Consider the following 15,518-nt stretch of genomic DNA (forward strand, 5'->3'; position numbering starts at 1 on the left):
CCGGGATTGTTATTGGGAAGGCACATGGAGGTGCCGTGCGTTTTTTACAAGATGCTTGGCACTGGTCAAATGCGCGATCGTCATGGCGCGGGCACGGTCGGCGTCGCCAGCAACGCAAGCTTGCAGGATGTCGGCGTGTTCGTGCTGGAAGCTGGGCGTGTCGGCCAGCAGCATCGATTGCAGACGTTCGTAGCGTTCAACCTCGGTGCGCAGTTCGCGGATCGCTTTCAGCTGGCGTTGGTTACCGCACGGCGCGTAGAGCAATGCGTGAAATTCGCGGTTGAGTTCGCCCTGCTTTTCGCGCGTGTCCGCCGCGTCCAGCAAGCGGTGAACCAGTCCGGCACGGGCCAGCGTTTCGGCATCCATGCGCTGCACCGCGCGGTAAATCGCATCGCCTTCGAGCAGCATGCGCAGGTCGTAGACTTCGTCGATGTCGGCGGCGGTCAGCGTGCGCACCATCGCACCGCGATTCTGGTACTGCTCGACCAGACCTTCGGCCGCCAGTTGCTGGATCGCTTCGCGCAGCGGAATGCGGCTGACCGCAAAGCGCTCGGCCAGATCGCGCTCGACCAAGCGGGCGCCGTCCGGTAATTCACCGCTGGCGATCAAGCGGCGCAAGGCGGCGGCGAGGGGTTCTGATGTCTTCATCGAGTAAATGGTATACCAAAATACCACTTGGCGCTACACTGGGCGCCAAGGAGGACGTTATGAAACACCATTACAAGCTCAACGTGACGTGGACCGGCAACCGTGGCAGCGGCACCTCGGGCTACCGCGACTATGAACGCGACCATCTCATCGGCGCGCCGGGCAAAACGGCGATTGCCGGCTCATCAGATCCAGCCTTCCGTGGCGACGCCACGCGCTGGAACCCGGAGGAGTTGCTGCTGGCATCGGCCTGCGCCTGCCATCAACTGTGGTATCTGCATCTGTGCGCGGACGCCGGCATCGTCGTCACCGCCTATGAGGACGAGGCGGAAGGCGACATGCGGGACGAGCGCTTCGAGCGCATTGCGCTGCGCCCACGCGTGACCATCGCGGCCGGCGACCGCGCGCTGGCGCTGCAACTCCACCACACCGCCCATCAGAAGTGCTACATCGCCAACTCGGTCAATTTTCCGATTTTATGCGAGCCCGTCATCGTCTAAGCCGGGTAAGCGTCCGGCTAGCGCCGTCCGCAGACGCCGGAGCATTGCCATCCATAATCGAGTTTCGGCGCAATATGTGCGCCCACAATTTTCGATCATGGACTCAAATTTTCAACCGATCGTTCCGACCAATGCACGCGACCACTATCGCCAGCATCCGTTGGGAAGCACGGAACGTCGTTCCCGGATCGGCTAAGCACGACACATGGTAGCGCATCCGGGATGCCTCAGCGCTGGCCGGCATTGCATTCAGATAACCAATAGTTTTGAGCTGCAGGCGGCAACTGTTCCAGCGCCCGCAGAAAGGTGACCATATCAATATTGTTGCGTAACGCTGTGGCCACTGCTGGAATGGCGTTAGCCGTGGAAAAGTTATGTCTGCGCCGGACGCTACGCACGTCATCCAGCATGGCCTCAAACGTGTCAAATTCTTTGGTCGGCAATGTCGGGTCCCAGTTTTCCAGGAAGAGCGCCCTGACCACGGGAGGTAGCGCATCGGCGAAGATCAGCGCCTGCGCCAGGGAGAGCCTTGCGCGAAAGGCATGGAATACGCCAACCACCATATTCCAAGCCATGTTTGTCGTTGCCAAGCCTGCATTATCGCGGCTTTCCACGATAAACCGATCAAATTGCCTGGAGGCATTCTGATACTCAAAAGGGATCGGCATCGTTTCTCCGACGGGTTACATATGTGCGCATGATAAGCCACACGGATGTTTGAAGTCCAGACGGTGCCAAGCATACGCCGGCCAGGCTGGTTCTACCCGCCTAGCATTGAATCATGGCGCCGGCGCGGTTGCAGACCTTGCCGTTCGGACCGACCACGCCGCCCCCCATGTTGTTGTAGCGCACGCCATTGGTCCCATAACAGCCGGCAACGTCGCAACTGGTGACCGGCACCGGCGCGCGCGGCGGATTGGTCAGGCTCTGCAATGACGGCGATGGCGGCATGCCCGGCATGGCCACCTGCGGCGCGCGCTTGACCTGCGGCATCGGCTGTAGCATCAGCGGCACGGGGCGTCGCGGCATCGGCACCTGGGCCGGCGCTTTGCGGCAGGGTTCGACCGCCAGACCCGTGCCCTCGGCGTTCAGCGTGCAGAACGGCAATGCCGCGTAGGCGGCGTCCGCAGCCGCCGGTGCAGCCGCCTTGGCCTGGTCCTCGACGGTCATCGCGTCCGGCCCCTGCGCCCACGCCACCTCGCACATCAGCATGCCGATCAGAAATACAGCAGTCAGCGCGGCTGGTTTGATGATGTTCATGGTCTGCCCTCCTCTTCTCCATTATTAGCAGACGCACGCCAGGAGGGAAGCCATGGATACATTTGCTTACTGTTGCTGTAGCGGCGGCGGTGGCGGTGGCGGTGGCGGCACGTCGGCGGGCGCCACGATGGCCGGCGGGTGCGCCGGCGGCGCGGTGGACACCGCCAGCCAGCCGCTGGCCGGCAGCAACGGCACCAGCAGCAGCGCCACGATGTTGATGATCTTGATCAGCGGATTGACCGCCGGCCCGGCCGTATCCTTGTACGGATCGCCGACGGTGTCGCCGGTCACCGCCGCCTTGTGCGCGTCCGAACCCTTGCCGCCGTGGTGACCGTCCTCGATGTATTTCTTGGCGTTGTCCCAGGCGCCGCCGCCGGTGGTCATCGAGATCGCCACGAACAGGCCGGTGACGATGGTGCCCATCAGCATGCCGCCCAGCGCGGCCGGCCCCAGCAGCATGCCGACCAGGATCGGCACCACCACCGGCAACAACGACGGCACGATCATTTCCCTGATCGCCGACGCGGTCAGCATGTCGACCGCCTTGTCGTACTCCGGCTTGCCGGTGCCGTCCATGATGCCCTGGATGTCGCGGAACTGGCGGCGCACCTCGACCACCACGGCGCCGGCGGCGCGGCCCACCGCCTCCATCGCCATCGCGCCGAACAGGTACGGCACCAGGCCGCCGATGATCAGGCCGACGATCACCATCGGGTTGGACAAGTCGAACGTGACCGCGCGCCCGACCGACTCCAGCGCGTGCGTGTAGTCGGCGAACAGCACCAGCGCCGCCAGCCCGGCCGAGCCGATCGCATAGCCCTTGGTGACGGCCTTGGTGGTGTTGCCGACCGCGTCCAGCGGGTCGGTGATCGCCCGCACCGAGTCCGGCATGCCGGCCATTTCGGCGATGCCGCCGGCGTTGTCGGTGATCGGGCCGTAGGCGTCCAGCGCCACCACGATGCCGGCCATCGACAGCATCGACGTCGCCGCGATCGCCACGCCGTACAACTGGCCCAGCTGGTAAGACACCAGGATCGCCGCGCACACCGACAGCACCGGCCACGCGGTGGCCTTCATCGACACGCCCAGGCCGGCAATGATGTTGGTGCCGTGGCCAGTGGTTGAGGCTGCCGCTATATGCTTGACCGGCGGGAAATCGGTGCCGGTGTAGTACTCGGTGATGTAGACCATCAGCCCGGTCAGCACGATGCCGACCACGGTGCAGCCGATCATCCGGATGCGCATGGCCTCGTCCGGCCACAGCTGCCAGGTCACCGCCACAAAACCGATCAGCGACAACCCGGCCGCCCACCACAGCCCGGTGTACAGCGCCGCCATGATCTTTCTGCCCGGCTTGGCCTTGACCATGGCGCAGCCGATGATCGAGGCGATGATGGACACCGCACCCAGCAGCAGCGGATACACCACCGCCGTGGTGCCGGCGCTGCCCATCAGCAGCGCGCCGAGCAGCATGGTGGCGATCAGCGTCACCACATAGGTTTCAAACAGGTCAGCGGCCATGCCGGCGCAATCGCCGACATTGTCGCCGACGTTATCGGCGATCACCGCCGGGTTGCGCGGATCGTCCTCCGGAATGCCGGCCTCCACCTTGCCGACCAGATCGGCGCCGACGTCGGCGCCCTTGGTGAAGATGCCGCCGCCGAGCCGGGCGAAGATCGAGATCAGCGAGGCGCCGAACGCCAGCCCGATCAGCGGCTCGATCACCCGGTGCAGATTGACGTCCGGCCCCACGCCCGCCACCAGGAACATGGAGAACAGCGCCACCCCCAGCAGACCCAGCCCCACCACCAGCATGCCGGTGATGGCGCCGCCCTTGAAGGCGACATCGAGCGCCTGGTTCATGCCCCTGGTGGCCGCCTGCGCGGTGCGCACATTGGCGCGCACCGAAACGTTCATGCCGATGAAGCCGCACGCGCCCGACAACACCGCGCCGATCAGAAAGCCGATGGCGGTGCTGACGTCGAGCAGTACAGCGATGAGGATCAGCAGCACCAGCCCGACCATGCCGATGGTGCGGTACTGGCGCGCCAGATAGGCGGCGGCGCCCTGTTGAATCGCCAGCGCGATTTCCTGCATGCGCGGATTGCCCGCGTCCTGTCGCAAAATCCAGCTGCGCGACACCAGTCCATAGACCACGGCGATGACGCCGCACGCCACCGCCAACCAGATGCTAGCTGCCATAATGTCCCCTTGTTTTTGTTGATCAAGCCTACAAACCACACTGCAAAGTGCGAACTGCAAAACTTCAGAACGTCAAAAAACGGGATGGCACTGGCGATAAAAAAAGCGGACCATCGGTCCGCTCTACTTTAAACCTTATTTCGCTAGCGCGGCAAACGCCGCGTCACGAATTTCTTCCACCGGACCCACGCCCTCGATGCGGCGGTATTTCGGCGCGCCGGCCTGGCCCGACTGTGCCCAGTCGTTGTAATAGCCCAGCAGCACTTCGGTTTGGTTGTGGTAGACGTCCAGACGCTTCTTGACCACTTCGGCCTTGTCGTCGTCGCGCTGCACCAGGTCTTCACCGGTGACGTCGTCCTTGCCGTCGACTTTAGGCGGGTTGAACTTGACGTGGTACACGCGGCCCGACGCCGGGTGGCAACGGCGGCCATCGATGCGCTCGATAATCTGCTCGTCCGGCACGGCGATTTCCAGCACGTAGTCCACCACCACGCCGCTGTCCTTCATGGCGTCGGCCTGGGCGATGGTGCGCGGGAAGCCGTCGAACAGGTAGCCGTTGGCGCAGTCCGGCTGGGTCAGGCGGTCCTTGACCAGGCCGATGATGATGTCATCCGATACCAGTCCACCCGTATCCATCACTTTTTTCGCGGCCAGGCCCAGTTCGGTGCCGGCCTTGATTGCGGCGCGGAGCATGTCACCAGTCGAAATTTGTGGGATGTTATATTTTTCTTTGATGAAATTAGCCTGAGTGCCCTTGCCGGCACCCGGTGCTCCTAAAAGAATGAGACGCATGAAAAGTTCCTAAAAAACAGATATGGGTATGGTTGGTAAGTAGAGGATCGAACGAAAGTTACCACAAAAGTTAGTTCGAACGCCACTCACGGCGCGATAAACCGTATGAATATCGCACAGTTGCAGTTGTTATATCAGCGCTACCTGACTGCCGGCTGACGCGGATTTGCGCTAAATTAATAGAACTGGCGCACGCGCACCAGGTCTTCCGGTGTATCCACGCCGGCGGCCGGGGCCGAATCGGTGACGTGGACGGCGATCGGATAACCGTGCCACAGCACGCGCAGCTGTTCCAGCGCCTCGATCGATTCCAGTGGCGACGCCTCCAGCGCCGGGTAGGCTTGCAGGAAGTCGTTGCGGTAGGCGTACAGTCCGATGTGACGGAGCGGCACATAGCCTGGGGGAAGATGGTCTTGGGAGAGCGCGAAGGCGTCGCGGTGCCACGGGATGGTGGCGCGCGAGAAATACAGCGCCCGACCGGCCTTGTCCAGCACCACCTTCACCACGTTCGGGTTGAAGGTGTCGGCGACGTCGTGCAGCGGGTGGGCGCAGGTGGCCATCGGCACGTCGGCGCCGATGCGGGCCGCCGCCGCCTGCAGCAGCGCCGGATCGATCAGCGGCTCGTCGCCCTGCAGGTTGACGATGACGGCCTCGGCCGCCAGGTTCAGCGTGCGCGCCACCTCGGCGATGCGGTCGGTGCCGGACGGGTGATCGGCACGGGTCATGCACACCTCCACGCCATGCTGCTCGCAGGCGGCGCGAATCGCCTCATGGTCGGTGGCGACGATGACGCGTTCGGCGCCCGCCTGCTGCGCGCGTTCGGCCACTCGCACCACCATCGGTTTGCCGCCGAGGTCGGCCAGCGGCTTGTTCGGCAGCCGGGTCGAGGCCAGGCGCGCGGGAATGATGACGATGAAGGACACGCTTAGTCCGCCTTGTCCTGCAGCGTGCGCGCCTCGTCGGCCCACATGATCGGGATGCCGTCACGGATCGGATAAGCCAGGCGGTCGCCTTTGCAAATCATTTCCTGGGCTTTTTTATCGTACTCCAGAGGGCCTTTGCAGACCGGGCAAACCAGGATATCAAGCAATCGAGCGTCCACGACATTTCTCCACAATTTGGTCGGCCAGCGCGCGGTCGATGCGCGCCGTCACCGGGACGACCCATAGTCTCGGATCGCCACTGAGTTCTTCAATTTGCGCACATTTTACTGCATCCTTCTCGGTCATCAAGATCAGGTCGGCGTCGAGGGCGGCAAATGGCCGGTCCTGGAAGTCATGATGATCGGGCAAAGGCAGCTCCTGGATGCGCAGGCCGGCCGCTTTCAGCATGCCGAAGAAGCGCGCCGGGTTGCCGATGCCGGCGGCGGCGGCGATGCGCAGGCCCGGCTGCGCGGCCAGCGCCGCCAGCGAGCGCCGCTGGGTGCGGTCGCGCAGTTGCTCGGCGACGTCGCCGGCCAGCGTCATCGTCACCGGCGGCGTGCGCGCGCCCACCGAGGCCGCCAGCTCGGGCGTCAGTCGCGGCGTGTTGATGACGGTGAAGTCGCGCCGGCGCGAGACCGGTTCGCGCAGCGGCCCGGCCGGCAGCAGCCAGCCGTTGCCGGCGCCGCGGCCGTCGAACAGGATGATTTCCACATCGCGCTGCAGCTGGTAGTGCTGCAAGCCGTCGTCGGTCAGCAGGATATCCACCTCCGGGTGCGCGGCCAGCAGCGCGCGGCCGGCGGCGGCGCGGTCGCGGCCCACCATCACCGGCGCGCCGGTGCGCTGCTTGATCAGCAGCGGCTCGTCGCCCACCTGCGCCGGCGTCGCCGCCGCCGTGACCGCGCGCGCGCCCTCTTGCGCGCTGCCGAAGCCGCGCGAAATCACGCCCGGCCGCATGCCGGCCGCCTGCAGCGCCTGCACCAGCCAGATGGTCAGCGGCGTCTTGCCGGTGCCGCCGATATAAATATTGCCGACGACCACCACCGGCACCGGCAGCCGCGACGACTTCAGCACGCCGGCGCGGAACAAGGCCACGCGCAGGCGGCTCAGCAGACGGAACAGCAGCGACAGCGGCCACAAGGCGCAGGCCAGCGGGCCGCGCCGCAGCCAGTTACGCGTCAGCGTGGATTCCAGGGTTGAGGGATTTTGATTCGACAATATGCGTGCGCCCGCACGCCGTTCCCGCCCGCGCGGGAATGACGTTATTTCGAGCCTCCGGTCTGTGCCGCGAAGGTCAGTTTTTCATAGCCGGCGATGCGCGCCGCTTCCATCACATTGATCACCATCTGGTGCATCGCGAACTGGTCGGCATTGACGATCACCACCGGCGACTTGCCGGCCTCGCCCGCCTTGGTGGCGGCGTCGCGCATGGCTTGCGCGAAACCGTTGACGTCGCGGAACGACACCGGCTCGCCGTTGATGGTGTAGTTGCCCTTGGCGTCGACCGTCACGCTCAGTTCGAACGGCTTGTCCTCGGCTTTCTGCGCCTCGGCGGTCGGCAGCGTGATCTGCAGCTCGGTGAACTTGCTGTAGGTGGTGCTAACCATCAGAAAAATCAGGATCACCAGCAGCACGTCGATAAACGGGATCAGGTTGATCTCCGGGTCCTCGCGGCGCTGGCCTTTGCGGAAATTCATGGCGCGTCCCTACTTCCGCTTGCTGTGGACGATGTCGACAAACTTCACCGCCTGCTGCTCCATGTCGATGATGAAGCTGTCCACCAGCGCGCGGAAGTGGCGGTAGAACACCAGCGCCGGCATCGCAATCGCCAGGCCGAAGCCGGTGTTGTACAGCGCCACCGAAATGCCGTGCGCCAGTTGCGCCGGATTGCCGCCGGCGGTGTTCTGCGAACCGAAGATTTCGATCATGCCGACCACCGTGCCGAACAGGCCCATCAGCGGCGCCAGCGTGGCGATGGTGCCCAGCGTGGTCAGGAAGCGTTCCAGCGTGTGCGCCACGCCGCTGCCGGCCTCTTCGATCGACTCCTTCATCACCTCGCGCGGCGCGTCGACATTGCGCAGCGCCGCCGACAGCACAACGCCGAGCGGCGAATTTTTCTCCAGCTTGTCGATGACGTCGGGAGTGATCTGTTTATTGCGGTAGACCTGCACCACCTCGTCCAGCAGCTTTTTCGGGATCAGCTTGCCGCGACGCAGGTACATCAGGCGTTCGATAATCAGCGCGGTGGCAACGATGGAAGCAATCAACAACAGCCAGATAGGCCAGCCGGCGGCTTGGAAGATGGCGAGCAAAACGAACTCCTGTGTAGAAAATCTGGAACTGAATGGCGCAATGTATCTTGTTGGGGCGATGTCGGCAAGTGTCTGGCGGAGTTCTCAACATTTTCTGTGGACAATAATGTGCGCAAGGTCATGCATGATGGTATAAGCCATTGATTTACAAGGGAATACATCAGCCGCTTAAAAAACTTGCACGTTGCGCGCGGCGTTTGTCGGTGCACCTCCCCACACTTCTTGTGGACAAGATTGTGAGCAAGGCCTGTGACAAGCGCCAAGCGCGTTGATTTACAAGGCTTTTTTTGCTTTGAGTAAAAATTCGGCACGACCGTGTTTTACGCCCTTTTCCCGGGTAAAAAGGGCCGAATCATGAACCGGCAGCGAAAAATGATCGATCGATTTCAGCTATCACGCACCGGCGTGCACTTCTGCACATTTTGTGTGGATAAGATTGTTAGCAAGGGACAAGTTAGAAATTCAAGTCCTTGATTTAATTCCGTTTTATTTCCATGCGCAAAAATAAAGCAGCAGATTTTTCACGGCCAGCAATGTGTCCAACTCTGGTCAGCCAACGGCGCCGCGCGATTCGGCAAACGGGCCGTGGCGGGAGTTTTGCACAAATTCTGTGGATAAAAGTGTGCGAAACAGTGCCCACCAACTGTTAAGTCATTGATTTATCATAAAATACTTTCTGTGCGCAAATTTTAAGCATATCAAAAACAGCAACAAGAAAATGGCTATCGCTCACCAAAGTTCCACACATCTTTTGTGGATAACTTTGTGCGTAACCATAGGCGGGACAGGCAAAGTACTTGATCCATAAGGGTTTTTCCTCTTTGCACGCAATTGCGGCAACAATATATCCCCTTTAAAATCATGGACCTACCTATAATAGCTAGTGTATTTGCTGCTCTGTGACCGCTGTGTGACCCAAACCACATAGTGTGGATAGTTTCCTTTTTAGAAATCCATGAACTTCGACGACCGCCCCGATTCCGCCCCCGCCGCCGCGCCAGTGATCTCCGTCAGCGCGCTTAATCAGGCCGTGGCGCGGCTGCTGGAGCGCAGCTTCCCGCTGCAGTGGATCGCCGGCGAAGTGTCCAACTTCACGCGGGCGGCGTCGGGCCACTGGTACTTCACGCTGAAGGACGACGGCGCCCAGGTGCGGGCCGTGATGTTTCGCGGCCGCGCGCAGTACGCCAACTTCGTCCCGCGCGAAGGCGACAAGGTCGAAGTGCGGGCGCTGGTCACACTGTACGGCGCGCGCGGCGACTACCAGATCAATGTGGAAGCGATCCGCCGCGCCGGTGTCGGCTCGCTGTTCGAAGCCTTCCAGCGGCTCAAGGAAAAACTCGACGCGGCCGGCCTGTTCCATCCGGAGCGCAAGCGCGCGCTGCCGATGTTCCCGCGCACCATCGGCGTCGTCACCAGCCCGCAGGCGGCGGCGCTGCGCGATGTGCTGACCGCGTTGCAGCGGCGCGCCCCGCATGTGCGGGTGATCCTGTATCCGACACCGGTGCAGGGCCAGCTGGCGGCAGAGAAAATCGCCGCCGCCATCGACACCGCCTCGCTGCGCGGCGAATGCGACGTGCTGATCGTGTGCCGAGGCGGCGGCAGCATCGAAGACCTGTGGTCGTTCAATGACGAGGAAGTGGCGTATGCGGTGGCCAACTGCCGCATGCCGGTGATCTCCGGCGTCGGCCACGAGACCGACTTCACGATCTGCGACTTCGCCGCCGACCTGCGCGCCGCCACGCCGACGGCGGCGGCCGAACTGGCGGCGACGCCGCGCGCCGACTGGATGGCCTCGTTGCGCGCCGACGTCATCGACCTGCGCCGCGCGATGCGCCGCGCGCTGAACGACGCCGAGCAGACGCTGGACAACCAGCAGCGCCGCCTGCTCAATCCGACCGCGCAAATCGCCCAGCAACATCAAAAGCTGCGCGCCTTCGCCACCGCGCTGACGCACGCCAACCGCGCGCCGCTGACGCAGGCGCGGCACCAGCTGGAGCGCCTGAGCGGCCGGCTGGGCGCGCGCAAGCCGGAGGTGAGCGCGGCGCAATCGGTGCTGGCCGGCCTGCGGCACCGCGCCGCGACCAGCATCGCCCGCCAGCTGCACCAGCAGCGCGACGCGCTGACCGCGCTGGCGTCGCAACTGGAGCTGCTGAATCCGCAACGAACGCTGGAGCGCGGCTACGCCATCGTCACCGACAAAGGCGGCGCCATCGTGCGCGCGCCAGCCGCGCTGCAGCCGCAAACCAGCGTCACCATCCGCCTCGCCGAAGGCAGCGCCAGCGTTGATATCTCGGGTGTCAGGTCTGACATTCGCACACGAACTCAACCGCTACGCGGTTGAGTTCGTGTGCGAATGTCAGACCTGACACCCGAGCTATGTGCTACTCTTTCGGCCAAAAGGTTTTCATAACTACATCGATAGGTCCTACTTTGGCAGACACTCCCCGCTCCAGTCCCTCCACCCTGTTGGACGTTGCCCGCCGGGCGGGCGTGTCGCCGAGTACGGTTTCGCGCATCCTCAACGGCACGGCCAAGGTGTCGGACGACAAGCGCCGCGCCGTGCTCACCGCCATCGATGACATGAAGTTCGCCCCCAACCAGATGGCGCAGGGCCTGAAAAAAGGCCGCTCGATGACCATCGGCATCGTGGTGCAGGATATTTCGTCGCCGTTCTTCGACGAAACCCTGCGCGGCGTCGACGACGGCCTCAAGGGCACCGGCTACGCGTCGGTGATCGTCAGCGGCCACTGGAACGCCGAGGAGGAGGCCGACCGCATCCGCCTGCTGCTGGCGCGCAAGGTCGACGGCATCATCCTGCTGTCGGGCCGCATCGACGACGACACGGTGCTCAGTTTCGCCGGCCAGCGCCCGATCGTCTCCACCGGCCGCGCGATCAAGACCCGCACCGCGCTCGGCTTCAAGATGGACAATGAATACGGCGCCTACCTGGCGGTGCGCCACCTGATCGAACTGGGTCACCGCCACATCGCCTTCATTTCCGGCCCGACCAACAATACCGACGCCGCCGACCGCCTGGCCGGCTACACGCGCGCGCTGCACGAGGCCGGCATCGCCGTCGACGCGCGCCTGATCGTCGAGGGCAACTTCCACGAGGCCAGCGGCATGCTGGCGATGAACCGGCTGTTCGACACCGGCCAGCCGTTCACCGCCGTCTTCGCCGCCAACGACCTGAGCGCCTATGGCGCGCGGCTGGCGCTGTACCGCAAGGGCGTGCGCGTGCCCGACGATATCTCGCTGGTCGGCTTCGACGACCTGCCCGGCTCGGCCTACACCACGCCGCCGCTGACCACGATCCGTCAGCCGCTGTACGATATCGGCCGCATCGCCACCCACGCCTTGCTGCGCGTCATCAACGGCGAGGAGGCCCGCGGCGAGGTGCCGCCGCTGGAGCTGATCGTCCGCGAAACCACCCGCCGGCTGCGCTGACCCCGCTTAATCCACACGAAACCGGGGTGTTTTCTGCGGCGATGTGCTATCCGTTTTACAATGCTGGACGTTGCAATAAAACGACCCGGTTTTTTTAAGCCACTCAATCAAAAGGAAGAACGATGGAACATACTCTGCCACCTCTGCCATATGCAATCGACGCCCTGGCGCCGCACATCTCGCAAGAAACCCTGGAATACCACTACGGCAAGCATCACCAAACGTATGTCACCAACCTGAACAACCTGATCAAGGGTACCGAGTTCGAAAACCTGTCGCTGGAAGAGATCATCAAGAAATCGTCGGCCGGCATCTTCAACAACTCGGCGCAAATCTGGAACCACACCTTCTTCTGGAATAGCCTGACCCCGAACGGCAAAGGCGCACCGGACGGCGCGCTGGCCGACGCCATCAACGCCAAGTGGGGCTCGTTCGACAAGTTCAAGGAAGAGTTCACCAAGTCGGCCATCGGCAACTTCGGTTCGAGCTGGACCTGGCTGGTGAAAAAAGCCGACGGTTCGCTGGACATCGTCAACACCTCCAACGCCGCCACCCCGCTGACCACCGACGCCAAAGCGCTGATCACCATCGACCTGTGGGAACACGCCTACTACATCGACTACCGCAACGCCCGTCCTAAGTTCGTCGAGACCTTCTTCAAGCTCGCCAACTGGGACTTCGCTGCCGCCAACTTCGCTTAAGCGACACCGGCAGCATGAACAGAGCCCGCTTTTTAGCGGGCTTTTTTACGTCGGCTTGGCGGCGACAAAGATGGTGCAACGTGTTAGGCTATGTTGGAACGACGGAAGACGTCATGAAAAAGCTACCTGAACACGAAGTTGAACTTCCCCACAGCCTCGGCAAGCACATGAACTCGGTCCTGAGTTCTTCCGGAATACACAAAAAAACTTGGTCTTCAAGGAAACGACGCACGAGGATTTTGACCGCATCATAGCCGAGCTCAAAAATGAGCTGGGCAAGGTTTGATGTGGAAAGCGACGGACGATTTCTAGCATCGCTCAAAGACCTTGGCGCCAGTGCCGCGCCATGTATTCTTACGAAGCTGAAGCAAATGAGCGGCTGCGTCCCCTGGTCAGAAATGCTCCAAGAATACGGCTGGCAAGAAATCGCCGTCGAGCCGACCGATTGCTTTCCCGGCGCGACGCCACTTTACAGTTTCATCCTCTACTTTTCGCCGAGTGAGGTCTAGGAAGTCATCGCGCACAACTACGCGCCGCCAGAGGTGGTCTGTGTGCTGGCGCACGCACGTGTTAAGGCGCGTTTGAGCTTCCTGCGCGACTAGTCGCGCCGCGCCATCTCCGGTATCGCCTCAACGTGGTCGTAGCCGATGTCGCTCTCGACGTCTTCACGCGCCACGCTGGCGCGCTCGCCGGTGCCTTCGGCGTCGGTGTCGCTATCAAGCTCGCCGCCCGGCTGTCCCACCATGTCGCTGCCGCTGTCGGAGTTGTCGCTCGGACCGAGCGCGCGCGTGCCGTGGCCGCTGCCCATGGTGCGGTCGGCGCCGGCCGGGATGTTGTCCGGATCTAAAGTGCTGTCAGCCATGTTGACCTCCTTGCCATAAAAACCATATTGAACCACCCGCCTCGCCCCAGGTCGGTGCGCCCACACGCATAAAGCTATCGTGCTCATAGGAATTTTTTACTTTACAAATGTATTATTCATCTCCATAATTATAACCATCAAACACGGAGAACATCATGAGCACCTCAACCAAACACCTGCTGAACGCCCTCGCCACCGCCGCCTTTGCGATCGCCGCGACCGCCACCACCGTCACCAACGCCTTCGCGCAAACCGCGCCTGACGCGCCGCGCACCGGACAGCAAGCCGACCAGCAAGCGGCCAAACCTGCTGGCAAAACCCGCGCCGAAGTCCAGGCGGAATTTCTGGAAGCGCGCAAGAACGGCACGCTGATCGAGACCGAGGCCGATATGGACGTCGCCCAGACCCGCAAGCGCATCGACAAGCACTAAGCAACGCCAGTGAAACAGCTCTCGTTCACCCTCTTCCTGTGCCTGCTGGCCGGTTGCGCCAACATGAGCAACATCCAGCCGCAGGCCAGCCAGATCCAGCTCGCCAACCTGAATCCCGGCCAGGCCATCGCCGCCGCCAGCGCCAACATCGCCTGGCCGGACGAGCGCTGGTGGGAAGCGCTGCACGATGAGCAGCTGAACCAACTGGTGGCCGCCGCGCTGAGCGACAACCCGTCCTTGCGCGCCACGCTGGCCCGCGTGCGTCAGGCCGAAGCGCTGGCCGGCGTCGCCAAGGCCGCGACGCAGCCGCGCGTGGACGCGGCGGCCAGCGCCGACCGCGAGCTGTACTCGGCACACAGTACGATCCCGGCGCCACTCGCCGGGAACTACGCGTGGAAGAACACCGCCACGCTATCCGGTTCCTACGATCTGGATCTGTGGGGTCGCAATCGCGATGCGCTGGCCGCCGCGCTGGATGAAGTGCATCTGGCCGCCGCCGAATCGCAGATGGCGCGCCTGACGCTGGAGACCTCCATCGTCCGCACCTACATCCAGCTGTCGCTGGAATACGCGTTGCAGGACAGCGTGGCGGACAACCTGGCGCAGCGCCAGCGCATCCTGGAAATCACCCGCCGCCGCAAGGCGGCCGGACTGGCCAGCGATATCGACGTCGCCAGTGTCGAGACCACGCTGCCCGCCGGTCGGCGCGAGCATGAACAACACGGCGAGACCATCGCCCTGCTGCGCAACCAGCTGGCGGCACTGATTGGCAAAGGACCGGGCGACGGCGAGACGATCGCCCGGCCATTGCTGACCCTTGATAGCGCACGCGCCGACGCGGTGCCGGCCAACCTGCCGGCGGAACTGGTGGGGCGCCGCCCGGACATCGTGGCGCAGCGCTGGCGCGTGGAAGCGGCCAGCGCGCGCATCAGCGCGGCGAAGAAGGACTTCTACCCGAACCTCAATCTGGCGGCCTTTGTCGGCCAGCAGTCGCTGGGCTTCGGCCACTTCCTGCAGGCCGGCGCGCAAATGCGCGGTATCACGCCGGCCATCAGCCTGCCGGTGTTCGACGGCGGCCGGCTGCGCGCGCAACTGGGCAATCAGACCGCCCTCCAGGACGGCGCGGTCGAACAGTACAACGCCAGTGTGGTGCAAGCGATGTCGGACGTGGCTAACGCGGTGGTGAAGATCGCCTCGGTCAAGCAGCAGGACCGGCTGACGCAACACGCGCTGGCGTCGGCGCGGCGCCAGCAGCATCTGGCGGAACAAGCCTACCGGGCCGGCCTGACCGACACGCTAAATGTCATCAACGCTCAAATGACGTTGTTGAATGAGCAGCAGCAAATGGCGCAGGTGGCCGGCAAACAGCTGGATAACTATGCGGTATTGATGTCGGCGCTGGGCGGAGGCATAAAACTGGATTTGCACTGACACTTAAATAGT

General features: G+C 63.1%; 18 protein-coding genes. 7 read left to right on the forward strand and 11 right to left on the reverse strand.

Features of this window, described 5'->3' with window-relative positions:
• Positions 1–9: 9 nt before the first annotated feature.
• A complete protein-coding gene (locus tag GTP44_RS18900; protein WP_161020644.1) occupies positions 10–648 on the reverse strand; it encodes a GntR family transcriptional regulator in 639 nt (212 codons plus the stop codon).
• 59 nt (positions 649–707) lie between these two features.
• On the opposite strand from GTP44_RS18900, the gene GTP44_RS18905 reads away from it, so the two are divergent.
• Positions 708–1,148, forward strand: a complete 441-nt coding sequence (locus tag GTP44_RS18905; RefSeq protein WP_161020645.1) for an OsmC family protein — start codon at positions 708–710, stop codon at positions 1,146–1,148.
• A gap of 227 nt (positions 1,149–1,375) precedes the next feature.
• Here GTP44_RS18905 and GTP44_RS18910 read toward each other — a convergent pair whose 3' ends face one another.
• The 9 genes from GTP44_RS18910 to GTP44_RS18950 form a co-directional block, all read right to left on the reverse strand.
• The gene (locus tag GTP44_RS18910) at positions 1,376–1,816 is read right to left on the reverse strand and encodes a DUF2267 domain-containing protein (protein ID WP_161020646.1); all 441 of its coding nucleotides are present in this window, start codon (positions 1,814–1,816) and stop codon (positions 1,376–1,378) included.
• A gap of 100 nt (positions 1,817–1,916) precedes the next feature.
• Positions 1,917–2,408, reverse strand: a complete 492-nt coding sequence (locus GTP44_RS18915; RefSeq protein WP_161020647.1) for a hypothetical protein — start codon at positions 2,406–2,408, stop codon at positions 1,917–1,919.
• A gap of 66 nt (positions 2,409–2,474) precedes the next feature.
• A complete protein-coding gene (locus GTP44_RS18920) occupies positions 2,475–4,610 on the reverse strand; it encodes a sodium-translocating pyrophosphatase (protein WP_161020648.1) in 2,136 nt (711 codons plus the stop codon).
• Positions 4,611–4,745: 135 nt separating this feature from the next.
• On the reverse strand, positions 4,746–5,402 hold the full coding sequence (gene adk, locus GTP44_RS18925) for an adenylate kinase (RefSeq protein ID WP_160991824.1): 657 nt from the start codon (positions 5,400–5,402) through the stop codon (positions 4,746–4,748).
• Positions 5,403–5,578: 176 nt separating this feature from the next.
• Positions 5,579–6,325, reverse strand: coding sequence for a 3-deoxy-manno-octulosonate cytidylyltransferase (kdsB, locus tag GTP44_RS18930; protein ID WP_161020649.1), 747 nt, complete (start codon positions 6,323–6,325; stop codon positions 5,579–5,581).
• Between the two features lie 2 nt (positions 6,326–6,327).
• Positions 6,328–6,504, reverse strand: coding sequence for a Trm112 family protein (locus GTP44_RS18935; protein ID WP_081632595.1), 177 nt, complete (start codon positions 6,502–6,504; stop codon positions 6,328–6,330).
• Positions 6,485–7,540, reverse strand: coding sequence for a tetraacyldisaccharide 4'-kinase (lpxK, locus tag GTP44_RS18940; RefSeq protein ID WP_161020650.1), 1,056 nt, complete (start codon positions 7,538–7,540; stop codon positions 6,485–6,487). The genes GTP44_RS18935 and lpxK overlap by 20 nt, the downstream gene beginning before the upstream one ends.
• Before the next feature lie 44 nt (positions 7,541–7,584).
• Positions 7,585–8,019 (reverse strand): ExbD/TolR family protein, encoded by a 435-nt coding sequence (locus tag GTP44_RS18945; protein ID WP_161020651.1) that lies wholly within the window; start codon positions 8,017–8,019, stop codon positions 7,585–7,587.
• Positions 8,020–8,028: 9 nt separating this feature from the next.
• Positions 8,029–8,634 carry a MotA/TolQ/ExbB proton channel family protein gene (locus GTP44_RS18950; RefSeq protein WP_160991820.1) on the reverse strand — a complete coding sequence of 202 codons (606 nt, stop codon included), beginning with the start codon at positions 8,632–8,634 and terminating at the stop codon, positions 8,029–8,031.
• 955 nt (positions 8,635–9,589) lie between these two features.
• On the opposite strand from GTP44_RS18950, the gene xseA reads away from it, so the two are divergent.
• The 4 genes from xseA to GTP44_RS18970 all read left to right on the forward strand — a co-directional run bounded on the left by xseA (position 9,590) and on the right by GTP44_RS18970 (position 13,291).
• The gene (gene xseA, locus GTP44_RS18955) at positions 9,590–10,975 is read left to right on the forward strand and encodes an exodeoxyribonuclease VII large subunit (protein ID WP_161020652.1); all 1,386 of its coding nucleotides are present in this window, start codon (positions 9,590–9,592) and stop codon (positions 10,973–10,975) included.
• A gap of 89 nt (positions 10,976–11,064) precedes the next feature.
• Positions 11,065–12,081 (forward strand): LacI family DNA-binding transcriptional regulator, encoded by a 1,017-nt coding sequence (locus GTP44_RS18960; protein ID WP_229256979.1) that lies wholly within the window; start codon positions 11,065–11,067, stop codon positions 12,079–12,081.
• Positions 12,082–12,203: 122 nt separating this feature from the next.
• Positions 12,204–12,782: a superoxide dismutase [Fe] gene (gene sodB / locus GTP44_RS18965; protein WP_160991817.1), complete on the forward strand. Its 579-nt coding sequence runs from the start codon at positions 12,204–12,206 to the stop codon at positions 12,780–12,782.
• A gap of 266 nt (positions 12,783–13,048) precedes the next feature.
• Positions 13,049–13,291: a hypothetical protein gene (locus GTP44_RS18970; RefSeq protein WP_161020654.1), complete on the forward strand. Its 243-nt coding sequence runs from the start codon at positions 13,049–13,051 to the stop codon at positions 13,289–13,291.
• A gap of 89 nt (positions 13,292–13,380) precedes the next feature.
• Here the strand turns inward: GTP44_RS18970 and GTP44_RS18975 are convergent, their stop codons facing one another.
• A complete protein-coding gene (locus GTP44_RS18975) occupies positions 13,381–13,644 on the reverse strand; it encodes a hypothetical protein (protein ID WP_161020655.1) in 264 nt (87 codons plus the stop codon).
• Between the two features lie 155 nt (positions 13,645–13,799).
• On the opposite strand from GTP44_RS18975, the gene GTP44_RS18980 reads away from it, so the two are divergent.
• A complete protein-coding gene (locus GTP44_RS18980; protein WP_161020656.1) occupies positions 13,800–14,075 on the forward strand; it encodes a DUF4148 domain-containing protein in 276 nt (91 codons plus the stop codon).
• A gap of 9 nt (positions 14,076–14,084) precedes the next feature.
• Positions 14,085–15,506, forward strand: a complete 1,422-nt coding sequence (locus GTP44_RS18985; RefSeq protein WP_371867269.1) for an efflux transporter outer membrane subunit — start codon at positions 14,085–14,087, stop codon at positions 15,504–15,506.
• The last annotated feature ends 12 nt before the right edge of the window (positions 15,507–15,518 follow it).

Origin of the sequence: Duganella lactea (assembly GCF_009857505.1) — a bacterium.
GTDB lineage: Bacteria > Pseudomonadota > Gammaproteobacteria > Burkholderiales > Burkholderiaceae_D > Rugamonas > Rugamonas lactea.

Bases quoted from the DNA above. Each gene is read 5' to 3' on its own strand.
- GTP44_RS18900 (WP_161020644.1), bottom strand. From the start codon at position 648: ATGAAGACATCAGAACCCCTCGCCGCCGCCTTGCGCCGCTTGATCGCC.
- GTP44_RS18905 (WP_161020645.1), top strand. From the start codon at position 708: ATGAAACACCATTACAAGCTCAACGTGACGTGGACCGGCAACCGTGGC.
- GTP44_RS18910 (WP_161020646.1), bottom strand. From the start codon at position 1,816: ATGCCGATCCCTTTTGAGTATCAGAATGCCTCCAGGCAATTTGATCGG.
- GTP44_RS18915 (WP_161020647.1), bottom strand. From the start codon at position 2,408: ATGAACATCATCAAACCAGCCGCGCTGACTGCTGTATTTCTGATCGGC.
- GTP44_RS18920 (WP_161020648.1), bottom strand. From the start codon at position 4,610: ATGGCAGCTAGCATCTGGTTGGCGGTGGCGTGCGGCGTCATCGCCGTG.
- adk (WP_160991824.1), bottom strand. From the start codon at position 5,402: ATGCGTCTCATTCTTTTAGGAGCACCGGGTGCCGGCAAGGGCACTCAG.
- GTP44_RS18945 (WP_161020651.1), bottom strand. From the start codon at position 8,019: ATGAATTTCCGCAAAGGCCAGCGCCGCGAGGACCCGGAGATCAACCTG.
- xseA (WP_161020652.1), top strand. From the start codon at position 9,590: ATGAACTTCGACGACCGCCCCGATTCCGCCCCCGCCGCCGCGCCAGTG.
- sodB (WP_160991817.1), top strand. From the start codon at position 12,204: ATGGAACATACTCTGCCACCTCTGCCATATGCAATCGACGCCCTGGCG.
- GTP44_RS18970 (WP_161020654.1), top strand. From the start codon at position 13,049: ATGAGCTGGGCAAGGTTTGATGTGGAAAGCGACGGACGATTTCTAGCA.
- GTP44_RS18975 (WP_161020655.1), bottom strand. From the start codon at position 13,644: ATGGCTGACAGCACTTTAGATCCGGACAACATCCCGGCCGGCGCCGAC.
- GTP44_RS18980 (WP_161020656.1), top strand. From the start codon at position 13,800: ATGAGCACCTCAACCAAACACCTGCTGAACGCCCTCGCCACCGCCGCC.